The 15417-nt window shown below is 61.5% G+C and carries 14 protein-coding genes; 2 read left to right on the top strand and 12 right to left on the bottom strand.

Annotated elements, in window-relative coordinates; translation table 11 throughout:
- Nucleotides 1-78: 78 nt before the first annotated feature.
- The 9 genes from AD670_RS24805 to copC form a co-directional block, all read right to left on the bottom strand.
- A complete protein-coding gene (locus AD670_RS24805; RefSeq protein ID WP_371263196.1) occupies nucleotides 79-939 on the bottom strand; it encodes an aldose 1-epimerase in 861 nt (286 codons plus the stop codon).
- On the bottom strand, nucleotides 939-2219 hold the full coding sequence (locus AD670_RS24800) for a TRAP transporter large permease (protein WP_053138526.1): 1281 nt from the start codon (nucleotides 2217-2219) through the stop codon (nucleotides 939-941). Before AD670_RS24800 ends, AD670_RS24805 begins: the two co-directional genes overlap by 1 nt.
- Nucleotide 2220: 1 nt before the next feature.
- On the bottom strand, nucleotides 2221-2748 hold the full coding sequence (locus tag AD670_RS24795; RefSeq protein WP_053138524.1) for a TRAP transporter small permease: 528 nt from the start codon (nucleotides 2746-2748) through the stop codon (nucleotides 2221-2223).
- Between the two features lie 65 nt (nucleotides 2749-2813).
- Entirely contained in the window at nucleotides 2814-3776 is a 963-nt protein-coding gene (locus AD670_RS24790; RefSeq protein ID WP_053138521.1) for a TRAP transporter substrate-binding protein, read from the bottom strand.
- Between the two features lie 51 nt (nucleotides 3777-3827).
- Complete coding sequence (locus AD670_RS24785) at nucleotides 3828-4703, bottom strand: SMP-30/gluconolactonase/LRE family protein (RefSeq protein WP_053138518.1); 876 nt, start codon at nucleotides 4701-4703, stop codon at nucleotides 3828-3830.
- A 30-nt stretch (nucleotides 4704-4733) separates the two neighbouring features.
- Nucleotides 4734-5552 carry an NAD(P)-dependent oxidoreductase gene (locus AD670_RS24780; RefSeq protein WP_053138515.1) on the bottom strand — a complete coding sequence of 273 codons (819 nt, stop codon included), beginning with the start codon at nucleotides 5550-5552 and terminating at the stop codon, nucleotides 4734-4736.
- Nucleotides 5553-5774: 222 nt separating this feature from the next.
- Nucleotides 5775-7037 carry an OprD family porin gene (locus tag AD670_RS24775; RefSeq protein ID WP_053138513.1) on the bottom strand — a complete coding sequence of 421 codons (1263 nt, stop codon included), beginning with the start codon at nucleotides 7035-7037 and terminating at the stop codon, nucleotides 5775-5777.
- A gap of 132 nt (nucleotides 7038-7169) precedes the next feature.
- On the bottom strand, nucleotides 7170-8027 hold the full coding sequence (gene copD / locus AD670_RS24770; protein ID WP_053138511.1) for a copper homeostasis membrane protein CopD: 858 nt from the start codon (nucleotides 8025-8027) through the stop codon (nucleotides 7170-7172).
- 3 nt (nucleotides 8028-8030) lie between these two features.
- Nucleotides 8031-8396: a copper homeostasis periplasmic binding protein CopC gene (copC, locus tag AD670_RS24765; RefSeq protein ID WP_053138508.1), complete on the bottom strand. Its 366-nt coding sequence runs from the start codon at nucleotides 8394-8396 to the stop codon at nucleotides 8031-8033.
- 115 nt (nucleotides 8397-8511) lie between these two features.
- Here copC and AD670_RS24760 point away from each other — a divergent pair, with 115 nt between their 5' ends.
- Nucleotides 8512-9132 carry a TetR/AcrR family transcriptional regulator gene (locus AD670_RS24760; protein WP_027606227.1) on the top strand — a complete coding sequence of 207 codons (621 nt, stop codon included), beginning with the start codon at nucleotides 8512-8514 and terminating at the stop codon, nucleotides 9130-9132.
- A 60-nt stretch (nucleotides 9133-9192) separates the two neighbouring features.
- Here AD670_RS24760 and preA read toward each other — a convergent pair whose 3' ends face one another.
- The 3 genes from preA to hydA all read right to left on the bottom strand — a co-directional run bounded on the left by preA (nucleotide 9193) and on the right by hydA (nucleotide 13336).
- Complete coding sequence (gene preA / locus AD670_RS24755) at nucleotides 9193-10467, bottom strand: NAD-dependent dihydropyrimidine dehydrogenase subunit PreA (RefSeq protein ID WP_053138505.1); 1275 nt, start codon at nucleotides 10465-10467, stop codon at nucleotides 9193-9195.
- The gene (locus AD670_RS24750; RefSeq protein WP_053138502.1) at nucleotides 10467-11834 is read right to left on the bottom strand and encodes an NAD(P)-dependent oxidoreductase; all 1368 of its coding nucleotides are present in this window, start codon (nucleotides 11832-11834) and stop codon (nucleotides 10467-10469) included. Before AD670_RS24750 ends, preA begins: the two co-directional genes overlap by 1 nt.
- A gap of 62 nt (nucleotides 11835-11896) precedes the next feature.
- A complete protein-coding gene (gene hydA / locus AD670_RS24745) occupies nucleotides 11897-13336 on the bottom strand; it encodes a dihydropyrimidinase (protein ID WP_053138499.1) in 1440 nt (479 codons plus the stop codon).
- Nucleotides 13337-13927: 591 nt separating this feature from the next.
- On the opposite strand from hydA, the gene AD670_RS24740 reads away from it, so the two are divergent.
- Nucleotides 13928-15409, top strand: a complete 1482-nt coding sequence (locus tag AD670_RS24740) for an NCS1 family nucleobase:cation symporter-1 (RefSeq protein WP_053138496.1) — start codon at nucleotides 13928-13930, stop codon at nucleotides 15407-15409.
- Nucleotides 15410-15417: the final 8 nt, after the last annotated feature.

The following is a 15417-nucleotide window of genomic DNA, read 5'->3' as shown; positions in this document are numbered from 1 at the left end:
TCGCGAAGATCGTCAACGATAACGCGGGGCGCCTGCTGCCCCGCGTTGCCCTGAGGTTTTTCGCGAGCAAGCTCGCTCCTACAAGGGGGTGTATTTCAGGTTGAAATTGAGTTGGACCGACTGATTGTGTTCCAGCAGTTTCAGGCCCGGCCGTCCCGCCAGGTGATGAGCATTCACCGGATGACTCACCGGCTCGATGCAAAAGAACCCCAGCCCCGGTGGGCAGTACAGCAGGAAGTAATCGGCCCCGCTGGCCTGGCATTCCAGCGCATAGCCCAGGTCCGGCTGTTCGATCCGACAATGTCCATCCCACTGGCAAAACCCGTTGTCCACCAGGCCTTCGGGCAGGGTATTCAATACCTGGAAGTCCCACTCGCCCGGCACCGGCGCCAACCCGGTCGGCAGCTTGGACGCATCACTCATCCACACCTGTGCGGCCTTGGCCTGCAACCGGGTACCCGGCCGGCGCGGAAAGTACGGATGCAAGCCCACGCCATGCCATGCGGCTGTTTCGGCCAGGTGCGTTACCCGCAACTCGATACGCAAGACCCCGTCGCTCAAGCGAATCCGCTGCTCGGCGCGATAGGCAAACGGCGTGTCACACAGCACCTCCAGCACCACTTCATCCGCCGTGTGGCTGACCACCTGCCACGCCTGTTGCCAGGCCGAGCCATGGATCGGCAGCGGATCGGTCAGGCTGTTGGGCGTGAGTGCGAGCCAACCGTCGGGGTTGTCAAAACCGCCGTGGGCAATGCGGTTGGACCAGGGCACCAACGGATAGCACCCCAGCTTGCCCGGCAAACCAGTATGGACCGCCTGCTCGTCGTTATGGCGCAGCAGCGGCTGGCCGGTAGCGCGCACCGTCCAGTTGACGAGGCTGCCGCCCACGGCCGGGTTCAGGGTGAGGTGGGTCAGGTTGTCTTCAAGTTCAATCATCATCACAACACCACGCTTGGCAGCCATAGCGACAGCGCCGGAATGTACGTCACCGCCATCAGCACCAGGAACAGCACGCCATAAAACGGCAGCAGCGCCTTCACGGTCTTCTCGATACTCACCTTGCCCACCGCCGCGCCCACGAACAGCACCGCACCCACCGGCGGCGTAATCAAGCCAATGCCGAGGTTGACCAGCATGATCATGCCAAAGTGCACCGGGTCGACGCCGATACCGAGCACTACCGGCAGCAGGATCGGCGTGAGGATCAGGATCAGCGGCGCCATGTCCATCACTGTGCCGAGCAACAGCAGCATGGCGTTGATGCACATCAGGATCACGTAGCGGTTGTCCGACAGGGTCAGGAACAGGGTGGTGATCTTCGCCGGGATCTGCATCAGGGTCATGATGTAGCCGAAGCTGGCGGCGAAGGCGATCAGGATCATCACGATGGAAATGGTGCGCACCGTGCGGTGCATCAGCTTGGGCAGCTCGCTCCATTTGTAGTCGCGGTAGATGAACATGGTCACGAAGAACGCCCACAGCACGGCAATCGCGGCGGACTCGGTGGCAGTGAAAATGCCCGACAGGATGCCGCCGAGGATGATCACCATGGCCATCAGGCCCCACAGCGCGTCGGCGCAGATTTTCAGCGCTTGCTTGAGCGGGATCACTTCGCCCTTGGGGTAGTCGCGTTTCTTCGCGAAGATCAGGCACAGCACCATCAGGCACGCGCTCATCAACAACCCAGGCACCACGCCGGCCATGAACAGCGAGGCGATTGAAACGGTGCCGCCGGCCGCCAGGGAGTAGAGCACCGAGTTATGACTGGGCGGGGTCAGCAGCGCCTGTACCGAGCCGCTGATGGTCACCGCCGTGGCGAACTCCCGGGGATACCCGCGCCGCTCCATTTCCGGGATCAGCACCGAGCCCACCGAGGCGGTGTCGGCTACGGATGAGCCGGAGATGGCGCCGAAAAACGTCGAGGCCATGATGTTCACCAGGGACAGGCCGCCGCGCACAAACCCCACCAGCACCCCGGCAAACGCCACCAGCCGGCGCGACATGCCGCCCTCGGCCATGATCGCCCCCGCGAGCACGAAGAACGGAATCGCCATCAGCGAAAACTTGTTCACCCCGCCTGCAACCTGAATCATCAGGGCCTGGAACGGGATGTCGATCCACCACGCGCCAATCAACGCGGCAAGCCCGAGCGCGTGGGCCACCGGCATGCCGATCAGGATCAACGCGATAAAGCTGCCCAACAGAATCAATGCGTCCATATCAGGCAGCCCCTTCGCTTTCTTCCACCAGGTCGAAGCGCACTACGCGCCGGTTGCTCTGGTCACCGAGCAGGAGTTTCTCCAGCACGAACACCAGGGTCAGCACGCCGCCGATCGGGATCGGCATATAGGTGATGCCCACGCGCAGGGTCGGGATGGCGCTCATGAACTGGTTCCAGGTCGACAGGCACAGCTTGGTGCCCCAGATGGCCATGAACAGGCAGATGGTCGCCATGAGCAATTGTGAAAAGATGCCGACGATGCGGCGCTGGGCGGGCGGCAGGCGGTCCGTGATCATGGCCACTGACATATGCGCGCCGGCGCGGTAGCTGGCGGCGGCGCCGATAAAGGTGAACACCAGCATCAGCAGGATGGCGGTGGGTTCCGGCCAACTGGAGCCGGTGCCGAGGACGTAGCGGGCGAAGATGCCCCAGGGGATGATCAGTGCGACGCCGAGAACCGAGAGGCCGGCGACCCAGATGCAGGTCATGTAGATGCGGTCGTTGATGCGCAGCAGCAGATTCTTCATGGCGTTCACCGTAACCGGGCGCGTCGGTGCAGACCGCGCCGGGCCTTTTCGAGAGGCTGGAGAAGTTATTGAACGGCGTCGATGCGCGCGATGATGTCGGCGTAAGGCGCGCCGTACTTGGCGCGAACCGCTGCGGTGGCGTCATAGAAGGGCTTTTTGTCGACGGTGATGAACTCGACACCGGCCTTTTTGAGTTTTTCCTCACTGCTGGCGGACTTGGCATCCCACAGCGCGCGCTCATCGGCCTGGGCGGCCTTGGCGGCGTTTTTGACCATGACCTGTTGCGCCGGGGTGAGCTTGTTCCAGGTGATTTTCGACATCACGATGGGCTCAGGCAGGATCAGGTGCTCGGTGAGGGTGTAGTACTTGGCGTTCTGGAAGTGGTTGTGTTCGAGCAGGGTCGGCGGGTTGTTCTCCGCGCCGTCGATCACCCCGGTCTGCAGGGCGCTGAAGATCTCGCCGGTGTCCATGGCAATGCCGTTGGCGCCCATCGCGTTGAAGGCATCGATGAACAGCGGGTTGCCTTGCACACGGATCTTCATGCCCTTGAGGTCTTCGATCTTGCGCACCGGCTTCTTGGTGTAGAGGTTGCGCGTGCCGCCGTCCATCCAGGCCAGGGCCACCAGGCCGAACTCGGAGTCGGTGATCTTGGCGAGGATCTCATCGCCGATCTCGCCATCGATGACCTTGCGCATATGCGCCTGGTCGCGGAACACGAACGGCAGGTTGAACACGTTCACGTCCGGCACCACCGGCCCGACGATGCCGAGGCTGACGCGCGTCATCTGCACGGCGCCGACCTGGGCCTGTTCGACCACTTCCTTCTCGGAGCCCAGCACGCCGCCTGGGAAGTACTTGAAGGTCAGTTCGCCGTTGCTTTCCTTGGTCAGGGCCTTGCCCATGTTTTCTTCGGCGACAACGGTGGGGTAGCCCGCGGGGTGGATGTCGGCAAATTTGATTTCCAGCGCGTGGGCGGCGCTGCTGAGGGTAAAGACTGCGGCGGCGAGCAAGGTGCGTTTGAAGTCCATGGGAGGTCACTCCTGTGTTGTTATTGTTGTATTCAAGGCACAGCGATGCAGCTAGAGGGTGAACGTCGGTTCAGGCAGTCCTTGGACGCCGGGGTTGAGGGCGAACACGCCGCCGGACACTGACTGTTCACTCTGGTCGTCACGGATCGAGGTGACGAACAGGGTGTCCAGGCGGCTGCCGCCGAAGGCGCACATGGTGGGTTTTTTCACCGGTACGGTGAGGGAGCGGTCCAGGCGCCCCTCGGGGGTGAAGCGGTGGATCAGGCCGGCGTCGTTGGCGCAGATCCAGTAGCAGCCATCGGCGTCTACGGCGGCGCCATCGGGACGGCCGAGGTGCTGGTGCATATCGACGAACACGCGGCGATTGGACGGCGTGCCGGTGTCGATGTCGTAGTCGAAGGTCCAGATCTGCTGGACCAGCGGGTGCGAATCCGAGGCGTACATCGTGCGGCCATCGGGGCTGAAGGCCAGGCCGTTCAGGGTGATAAAACCGTCGAGCTGGGCATGGGGCGCTGAACCCGATGCATAGCGATAGAGGATGCCTTCGGCCGCATTCGCCCCCATGTTCAGCACCATGCTACCGGCCCAGAAACGCCCTTGGCGATCACAGCGGCCGTCGTTCAGGCGCATGTCCGGGCGTGGGTGCTCGACGCTGGCCAACGGCGTGGTATCGAGGCTGCCGTCGTTGTGCGGCGTGAGTTGGAAGAAACCAGTTTCCATCCCGGCGACCCAGTTGCCCGCCGTGGTGCGGGCAATGCAGGCGAGCATCTGCGGGGCTTTCCAGGCGGCAACGTGGCCGGTGGCGGCGCTCCAGCGTTGCAGGCCGCCGTTGGGGATGTCCACCCAGTACAGGGCGTTTTCTTCGGGCACCCATACCGGGCATTCGCCCACGGCATTGCGGGCGTCGACGATCAATTCAGCAGTCATGGCAACTCATTCCCTTGGGTTGGTGTGAACTCAGTCACCGAATGGCCCGGCAGCGCAGAACGCACCGCCCTGATAGACCTTGGCGGGGTCATCGGCGGCCACGGGTGGCTGGGTTTCGACCTGGGCGCGGAAGACTTCGGAGCTGTCTTTCGGGGCGTAGCCCAGGTGCGCGGCGTAGCGGTTGTCCCACCAGGTGTCGAGGTTATCCGACATGCCGTAGACCACGGTGTGGCCGACGTTCGGCGTATACAGCGCGCGTTCGAGCAGTTGGGTCAGGTCGTCGAAGCTCAGCCAGGTGTGCATCATCCGGCGGTTCTGCGGTTCCGGGAACGAGGAGCCGATACGGATGCTCACGGTCTCGATGCCGTAGCGGTCGAAGTAGAAACTCGCCATGTCTTCGCCGTAGGACTTGGACAGCCCGTAGTAACTGTCGGGGCGGCGTGGGGAATGGGCGTCGATGGTTTCGGTCTGCTTATAGAAACCGATCACATGGTTGGAGCTGGCAAAGATCACGCGCTTTACCCCGTGGCGGCGCGCGGCTTCGTAGATATGGAAGGTGCCGCTGATATTCGCGCCGAGGATTTCTTCAAACGGACGCTCCACCGATACACCGCCGAAGTGCAGGATAGCGTCGACGCCCTCCACCAGGTGGTGCACGGCTTGTTTGTCGGCGAGGTCGCAGGGCTGGACTTCTTCCGAGGCATCCACCGGCGGGGCCATGCTGGCGATGTCCGACAGGCGCAGTACCTGGGCGTAAGGACGCAGGCGTTCGCGCAGGACTTTGCCGAGGCCGCCGGCGGCACCGGTGAGCAGCAGGCGGTTGAAGGGAGTGGGGGTGGTCGTGGTCATGGGGATTCCAAATTTTTGTTGTAGGTTGTCGTATGACTATGCCGAAGTATTGTTAGGGATTCCCCAGGTTGTCAACGTTCTTCCAGACGAGTGAGATTCAAACTGTGGGAGGGGGCTTGCCCTCGATGAGGGCGTGCCAGTGAATGCATCTGTTACTGACCCACCGCCATCGGGAGCAAGCCCCCTCCCACAGGGGATTTTCTGGGGCTGGGAGACTAGGTTCTACAGCAGGGAGATTGGATAGCTGATAAAGATCCGGTTTTCGTCGAACTCGTTGTTGCTGAAATCCCGACGCATGGTGGAATTACGCCACTTAACGTTCAGGTTCTTCAACGCACCGCTCTGCACGGTGTAGGCCAACTCCGATTCGCGCCCCCATTCCTTGCCATCGGTGATCGCCCCGGTGTGCACGTTACTGCCGCTGATATAGCGGTTCATCATGGTCAGCCCTGGCACACCGAGTACGACGAAGTTGAAGTCATGCCGCACCTGCCAGGATTTTTCCTTGGCGTTGTCGTAGCTGGCGTTGTAGCTGTCGTTGGCCAGGGTGCCGCCACTGGTGCCGTTGACGCGCATCCACACGCTGTCGCCGGTGAGTTTCTGCAAGCCAACGTAGAAAGTGTTGCCGCCGTATTTGGCCGAGAGCAGGGCGAACACGGTTTTGTTGTCGAGGTCGCCGGCCAGGGCGCTGCCGTCTTCCTTGCCGTTGAAGAAACCCAGGTTGGCGCCCAGGGTCCAGTCGCCCACGGGCTGGCTGTGGGTCAGGTTGAGGTACTGCTGCTGGTAGATATCGGTCAACTCGGCGTACCACACGCCGACCTGGGTGCGCTTGTCGTTGAAGGTGTATTCGCCGCCGCCGAAGTTGAAGCGGTCAGAGGTGAACGCGGCTTTGCCGTTCATGAACATGTCTTCCATGCTCGCGTCGTTGCGCGGGCTGTTGCCGCGAAACTGGCCGCCGTAGAGGGTCAGGCCGGCGATTTCGTTGGACGTCACCTGGCCGCCACGAAAGGTCTGGGGCAGCGAGCGGCCATCGTCGGAGCGCAGGATCGGCAGCACCGGCATCCATTCGCCGACCTTCAATTCGGTCTTCGACAGTCTGGTTTTCAGCGCCACGCCCAGGCGTCCGAAATTGTCAGCGGGGCGGCCGTCATCGTGGATCGGCAGCAACTGAGTACCGCCGGTGCCTTTGCCGCCATCGAGCTTCTGTGAATACAGCCCCAGCACATCAATGCCGAACCCCACGGTGCCCTGGGTGAAGCCGGACTTGGCGTCGAGAATAAAACTCTGCGTCCACTCTTCGGCCTTGCCCTGAGGGTTGCTCGGGTTGGTGAAGTTGCGGTTGAAGTAGGCGTTGCGCAGGTTGAGCGTGGCCTTGGCGTCGTCGACAAAACCTTCGGCGTGGGCGACGAGGGGCAGGGTGAGGGCCAGGCTGGTGAGACCGATAAGGCCGATACACGACGAGGAATTACGGGCGAATTGACTCACAGTGACGCTCCCTTCATTTGTTGTTTTTATTATTTGTTATACGTCGTCGTACAACATTGGGGCGGATATTTGCGGGGTTTTCGTGGCTTGTCAACAATAAGTTATACGATGACTAAGTGAAGGCGGGCACATTCAGTCCGCCAGGACCATCGGTGGCAAGGTGCCCAGCAGGGACACGGCGGCGACTGCGCAAATACCCAGCAGCCACTCCACCATTACGCTGGCCTTCAAGCTGCCCGGTCGCTGTTCGCAGCGATCAAGGCGTAATCGGTTCAGCAGCGCCAAGGCCAACATGCCCAGCACCAGCATCACCTTGATCAACAGAATCAGCGCAAACCCACTGAACAGCGGCGTGGGCCACAGTTGGCCGGTAAGCACGCGTACGTTGATCAAGCCCGTGACCAGCAGCCCGGCAACAAGGCCATAGCCCACACCGCTGAAGCGCCGCAGGATCGGCTCCAACGCCGGACGCGGCGATTGCCTGAGGATCAACACCAGCAACAACAATCCACCCAGCCATGCACCGACACATGCCAGGTGCACCACTTGATTGAGGATCAGCAGTTGTCCGCTGAGCCCATCGAGCATCGCACCATGACCAACGGGCGCCAGGGTTGCCAGCAACAGCGCGAGCAACGGCAGGCGCAAGGCGGGCCAGGGCTTGATCAGGACGATCACCAGCAACAGGTTGAGCAGCAGGTGCCAGGTCCACACTTGGCCAAAAAAGGTCTTGCCCAGCACCTGTTGCACGGTCGAGAGTTCCAGCGCTGCCGGCCATGAGCCGGCCATGCTGGCGGTAATCAATCCCAACCAGATCACCCCCGACGCGAGGGCCGTCCCTGCCAGCCCACGGGTGATACGCAACAATTGCCGGTCCAACATGGGCTGCGGTGCAGCGCCCAGAAGCCAGGGCCTGAACACCCAGGCCCCGAACATCAACAGCACGACGATGAAATGCACGAACCGGCACAGCACCAGCAGCGTTGCCATGGGTTATTGGCCGACCTTGAAGCTGTATTCGCCGTTGCTTTTATGGGTGTCGACCGACACCGCATTCCACACCACTTTGTAATTACCGGCCGCGAGCGGCGCGGCTGGCGTCACCACCAGGGTTTTCTTGTCGGCGTCCGGGGTTTCCAGGCCTTTGATGGCGATTTCGGTGCCGTCCTTGCTCAAGGACACCTTGGTGAAGGTGGCTTCGACGCCTTCGCTGAAGGTCAGGCGCAGATCGGCAGGCGCGGCGACGCTGCTGTCTGCCGCAGGCGTGGCGCTTTTGAGATGAGCATGGGCAAATGCTGCGGAGGCACCCAGCAGCGAGGCGAGCAGGGCGACAGTGGTCAGGGTTTTCTTGATCAACATTGTGCGATACCCATCAATGGTTAGGAGCGGGCAGTGTACGAAGTTTCGACTGCGCCTGTCGCCCCGATCTAGAGCGGTGGTAGTCTTTGGGTCATGTCTTTGTCAGGGAGCCCTTATGGGCAATCACAAGAGCGGAATTCGCCGGGTCAACGTCGAAAAAATCCTGCTGGCGGCGGAGAAAATCTTCGCTGAAAAGGGCTACGGCAGCACCGCCATGGCCGATATTGCCGAAGAAGTGCAACTGCCGCGCTCCAACCTGCATTACTACTTCACCACCAAGAGCGAGCTGTACAGCGCGGTGCTGTTCGACCTGCTGGAAGTGTGGAAGCAGGACGCCCTCAGCTTCGAGACCTTCGATGACCCCCGTGTGGTGCTCAGCAGTTACATCCGCGCCAAGATGCAACGCTCGCGCACGCGGCCCTATGGTTCCAAGGTCTGGGCCAACGAGATCATCCACGGCGCGCCGACACTGGGTGAGGCCCTGGATGAGAGCCTGTACGACTGGGCCAAGATGAAGGAAGCGAAAATTCGCCAGTGGGTGGAAGACAAACGCATCCTGCCGGTGGAACCGTCGAGCCTGCTGTACATGATCTGGGCGTCGACCCAGCACTATGCCGACTTTGATCACCAGGTGAAGATTCTGAATGATCACCAGCCGTTGTCGGATATGCAGTTCGAGAAGGCGATCCAGACGGTGACCAGTGTGATTTTGCGCGGGATTGGGTTGGAGCCTTGATTGTTGTGGTGGGGCTGAGGGCCGCTATCGGGGGCAAGCCCCCGATAGCGGCCTAAAGGCCTACACCGCCTCCCGGTAAGGATTCCTCGGATCCTGCGTCCAATTCAAAAACGGCTTGCCCGTGTCGATGGGCACCATCTCGATGCAATCCGCCACCGGGCAGGTGATCTGGCACAGGTTGCAGCCCACGCACTCATCATCGATCACTTCGTATTTATGCGTGCCGTCCGCCTGTTTCAGGCTGGCGATGGCCTGGTGCGAGGTGTCTTCACAGGCAATATGGCAACGCCCACAGCCAATGCACGCCTCTTGGTCGATCTTGGCGATTACCTGGTAGTTGATGTCCAGATACTTCCAGTCCGTGGTGTTGCCCACCGCGCGCCCGGAAAATTCCTGCAAGCTCTGGTAGCCCTGACTGTCCATCCACCGTGACAGCCCATCCTTCATCTCTTCCACGATGCGAAAACCATGCAGCATCGCCGCCGTGCACACCTGCACTGCGCCGCAACCGAGGGCGACGAATTCCGCGGCGTCGCGCCAGTTGCCAATGCCGCCGATCCCGCAGATCGGCAGGCCCTGGGTCTGTGGGTCGCGGGCGATTTCGGCGACCATGTTCAGGGCAATCGGCTTGACCGCCGAGCCGCAGTAGCCGCCGTGGGTGCTCTGGGTGCCGACCATCGGCAGGGCGACCATGCGTTCCAGGTCCACGCTGGTGATGGAGTTGATGGTGTTGATCAGCGACACCGCGTCCGCACCGCCGCGATACGCTGCCCGCGCGGCCACACGGATGTCGGTGATATTCGGCGTGAGCTTGACGATCACCGGCAGCGAGCAATAGGTCTTGCACCAGCGCGTCACCTGTTCCACGTACTCCGGCACCTGGCCCACCGCTGCGCCCATGCCGCGTTCGGGCATGCCGTGGGGGCAACCGAAGTTCAGCTCAATGCCGTCGCAGCCGGTGGCTTCCACCAGGGGCAGGATGTTTTTCCAGGATTCCTCAACGCAGGGCACCATCAGCGACACGATCAGCGCGCGGTCGGGCCAATCCTTTTTCACCTGGGTGATTTCCCGCAGGTTGATCTCCAGGGAACGGTCGGTGATCAGCTCGATATTGTTGATGCCCAGCACTTCACGGTTGGCGCCGTAGTGCGCCGAGTACCGGGATGACACGTTGACCGCCGCCGGGTCTTCACCCAGGGTCTTCCACACCACGCCGCCCCAGCCCGCTTCAAACGCACGGACCACGTTGTAGGCTTTGTCGGTGGGCGGCGCGGAGGCCAGCCAGAACGGGTTGGGGGCCTTGATACCGGCGAACACAATCGAGAGATCGGCCATTACGCAGCCTCCACATTCAGCATGAGTTGGGCGTGCATGGCTTCGGCGGCCAGCTTGCCGTGTTGCACCGCCTGCACGGTGAGGTCCTGGCCGAGGCTGACGCAGTCGCCGCCGGCATAGACCCCAGGGATGCTGGTGCGCAGCTGTTCGTCGACGAAAATACGCTCGCCGACGCGGTGCAGCTGTTGCGCCAGGGGATCGTGCAAGGCGTCGTGATCGAAGCCCTGGCCGATGGCCTTGAAGATGGCATCGGCGGCCAGTTCGAAGGTCTCACCGGTGGGGTGCAGGCGGCCGTTTTCCAGGCGGGTACGGGCGAAGCGCATGCCGCGTACGTGACCCTGGTCGTCGAGCAGGACTTCTTCGGGTTGGGCCCAAGTCAGCAGGCGCACCTGGTTGGCCTTGGCGATGTCCTGCTCATGCTGGGTGGCGCCCATGTCGGACAGGCCACGGCGGTAGACGAGATTTACGTCGCGTGCTCCGAGCCGGGCCATTTGCACGGCCATGTCGATGGCGGTATTGCCGGCGCCGAGCACGATGCAGCGGTCGGCCAGGGGCAGTTGGGTCAGGTCATCGGCCTGGCGCAGTTCACGGATATAGTCGGTGGCGGCGAGCAGGCCGGGTGCGTCCTCATGGGGTAAGCCGAGTTGCTTGCTCGCAGCCAGGCCCAGGCCGAGGAATACCGAGTCGAATTGCTGGTGCAGTTCGCTCAAGGTCAGGTTGTCGCCCAGGCGTTGGCCGTGGCGGATTTCGATGCCGCCGATCTGCAGGAGGAAGTCCAGTTCCTTCTGGGCGAAGTCGTCCACCAGCTTGTACTTGGCGATTCCGTATTCATTCAGGCCGCCGGCTTTTTCCCGCGCTTCGAAGATCACCACGTCATGCCCGTGCAGGGCGGCACGATGGGCACAGGCCAGCCCTGCGGGACCTGCGCCGACCACGGCGATGCGTTTGCCGGTGGGAGCGGCACGCTGGAACGGGTGTTCGCTGAAGTGTGCGTTGTCTACCGCATAGCGCTGCAACAGGCCGATCAGCACCGGCGCGCATTCTTCGGCGTTGTTACGCACGCAGGCTTGCTGGCAGAGGATCTCCGTCGGGCAAACTCGCGCGCAACTGCCGCCGAGGATGTTGGCCGAGAGGATTTTCTGCGCGGCGCCCTGGACGTTGTCGGTGTGGATATTGCGGATGAACGACGGGATGTCGATTTCGCTGGGGCATGCGTTCACGCAAGGGGCGTCGTAGCAATACAGGCAGCGCGAGGCTTCCAGTTGGGCCTGGCGGGCGTTGAGGGGCGGCGCCAGGTCGGTGAAGTGGCTGGCGAGGGTGGCGCCGTCTTCATGGGGATGGGGGAGGTGGGTCAGGGTCTGGATCACGGTGTTGGCCTCACGGTTTTTTTGGATTGCCTCTAAGTGGGCATTTTTGTTGCCTGGCGGTCTCAGCGCTTCACAGCAACCGGCCTGGAATGCTCCGCCCGCTTGCTCAACTGCTCAAACACCGACGGATACGCCGGCCGTTCCACATAGCGCCCGGCCCCGCGCTCGGCGCGCAGGTCGCCATCGGCCCAGACCAGCTTGCCCTGGCTGATGGTGTGGCTCGGCACGCCGCGCACGGTCTTGCCTTCGAAGATGTTGAAGTCGACCTTCTGATGGTGGGTCTTGGCGGAAATGGTCCGCGTGCCTTCGGGATCCCACAGCACCAGGTCGGCATCCGCACCCACGCGGATCGCGCCTTTGCGCGGGTAGAGATTGAAGATCTTCGCGGTGTTGGTGGAGGTCAGCGCGACGAACTCCTGCATCGACAGGCGCCCGGTGTTGACCCCTTCGTGCCACAGCAGCGCCATGCGGTCTTCGATACCGGCGGTGCCGTTGGGGATCTTGCTGAAGTCGTCACGCCCGGCGGCTTTTTGCTCGGCGCAGAAGCAGCAGTGGTCGGTGGCGGTGGTGTGCAGGTTGCCGGATTGCAGGCCATGCCACAGCGCTTCCTGATGCCCGCGCGGGCGGAACGGCGGGCTCATCACATAGCCGGCGGCGGTTTGCCAGTCGGGGTGCTGGTAGACGCTGTCGTCCAGCAACAGGTGGCCGGCGAGCACTTCGCCGTAGACCGCCTGGCCCTTGCCCCGGGCGTAGGTGATTTCATCCAGCGCCTCCTTGGTAGACACGTGCACCAGGTACAGCGGCGTGCCGATGGTCTCGGCGATACGAATGGCGCGGCTGGCCGCTTCGCCTTCCACCTGGGACGGGCGCGACAGCGGGTGCGCTTCCGGCCCGGTGATGCCCTGGGCCATCAGCTTGCGTTGCAGGTGGTACACCAACTCGCCGTTTTCCGCATGCACGGTGGGCACGGCGCCGAGTTCCAGGCAGCGTTCGAAGCTGGCCACCAGGGTGTCGTCGGCCGCCATGATTGCGTTCTTGTAGGCCATGAAATGCTTGAAGCTGTTGATGCCGTGATGGCTGACCAGCTCGGCCATTTCCTCGCGCACCTGTTCGCTCCACCAGGTAATTGCCACATGAAAGCCGTAGTCGGACGCAGACTTTTGCGCCCAGCCACGCCACTGATGGAACGCTTCCATCAACGATTGCTGCGGGTTGGGAATCACGAAGTCGATGATCGAGGTGGTGCCTCCCGCCAAACCCGCCGCCGTGCCGCTGAAAAAATCTTCACTGGCCACCGTGCCCATGAAGGGCAGTTGCATATGGGTATGGGGGTCGATGCCGCCGGGCATCAAATATTGGCCGCTGCCGTCGAGTTGTTCAGTGCCGGCGGGAATATCCAAGTCCGTGCCAATGGCGCGAATCAGACCGCCTGCGCATAAAACATCGGCGCGGTAACTTTCATCATGGGTAATAACGGTGGCGCCACGGATCAACAGCGACATGTCGAGTTCCTCACAGGCTTGACCGGCTTGTGCCAGTTCTAAGTGTTGTATGGCTACGCGCCGATGTTTGGTTAATTCCTGTCATCGGTGACAGGAATAGAAACTAGCCCGAGTTTTTCGATAGAGCAAGAAGATTTTTTATAAGCATATATCGTATTTAATCTATTGATTTATAAGGATAAAGATACAAAATCACCAAAATGTAGCGGTCTCTCACCATTTTGACGCACTTGACAGGTTCTTAATATGAGCAACATTTCTTATTGCAAATCAGACGCTTGAGACATGCCTCTTGACGGGGTCGGTAAATAAAAATAATTGTGGTGCACCAGATTGAGTCCTGACGGTTCGGATAACTGGCGCGTTATTTAGCCTGAGTAGCGCGGCAAGTACCGCAGGCACAATCGGAAAGCTGATTAACATCAGCGAGTTATATAAGCGGTGCGGGTTAAAGGGTGGTTGTCGGCACGGTTATTGAGTGCAGTGGCGGCTGGCCGGACCCGTGATGTCATGTTGTTTACGAGGTACTCCGGCCACCCAGCGTTCAGCGCGGGGTGAGCAACAATAATTCGAAAAAACCGTGGAGCGGCCATGCAACAGAACAGATCGCAAGTCATTGAGCGCAACGGCCTGTACGAACTCGACGCCGGCCCCGACGTCCTCGACAGTCCTCGCTACAACCACGACATGGCACCGACCAAGGTGCACGAACGCACCTGGAACAAGTGGCACATCACCGCGCTGTGGGTCGGCATGTCGATCTGCGTGCCGACCTACACCCTGGGCGGTGTGCTCACCGCGTATTTCGGGTTGTCGGTGGGGGAGGCGCTGATGGCGATTTTGCTCGCCAATATCGTGGTGCTGATCCCGCTGACCCTCAACGCCTTCCCCGGCACCAAGTACGGCATTCCGTTTCCGGTGTTGCTGCGTTCGTCCTTCGGCATCCTCGGCTCCAACGTGCCGTGTTTGATCCGCGCGCTGGTGGCGTGCGGCTGGTTCGGGATCCAGACGATGTTTGGCGGGCTGGCGATTCACCTGTTCCTGGGCTCGATTTTCGAGGGATGGAAGTCCCTCGGCGGCACCGGTGAAGTGATCGGCTTCATGATTTTCTGGTGCCTGAATTTGTGGGTGGTGCTGCGGGGCGCCGAGTCGATCAAGCGCCTGGAAACCCTGTCGGCGCCTTTGCTGGTGGCGGTGGGCATTGGCCTGCTGGTGTGGGCGATGCCGAATGTGTCGCTCAGCGAACTGATGGCGATCCCGCCCAAGCGTCCCGAGGGCGCGAGCCTTACCGGTTACTTCATGGCCGGCCTGACTGCGATGGTGGGCTTCTGGGCCACCTTGTCGCTGAATATTCCCGACTTCAGCCGCTACGCCAAAAGCCAGAAGGACCAGATCCTCGGGCAGATTTTCGGCCTGCCACTGACCATGTTCCTGTTCGCCGCCCTCGGCGTGATCATGACCGCCGCCTCGGTGAAACTGGTGGGCGTCAGCGTGTCTGATCCCGTGACCCTGATCGGGCATATCCAGAGCCCAGTGTGGGTGGCCGTGGCCATGGCACTGATCATCGTCGCGACCTTGTCCACCAACACCGCTGCGAACATCGTCTCGCCCACCAATGACTTCCAGAACATCGCGCCCAAGCTGATCAACCGCACCACGGCGGTGATCCTCACCGGCCTGGTCGGGCTGGCGTTGATGGGCCATGAGCTGCTGAAAAAACTCGGGCTGATCGTCTCGGATGTGAGCCTGGAAACGGTCTATTCCAACTGGTTGCTGGGCTACTCAAGCCTGCTGGGCCCGATCGCCGGGATCATGGTGGTGGACTACTTCATCACCCGCAAACAGCAACTGGACCTGGCCGGTTTGTACCGCGATGACGTGTACCCGGCGTGGAACTGGAGCGGCTTTATCGCCTTTGGCGTGCCGGTGGTGTTGACGTTGCTGTCGTTGGGCAGTGATGCGTTCAGCTGGTTCTACAGCTACGGCTGGTTTACCGGCTCCGCCTTGGGCGGGTTGTTGTATTACGGCCTGAATGCCAGGCGCGGAGCCAGCCCGGTCGTTGTCAATTCATAAGAAATACA

The sequence above is a fragment of the Pseudomonas sp. MIACH genome, from assembly GCF_001269925.1.
Lineage (GTDB): Bacteria > Pseudomonadota > Gammaproteobacteria > Pseudomonadales > Pseudomonadaceae > Aquipseudomonas.
This window is presented reverse-complemented; position numbering and strand designations above follow the sequence as displayed.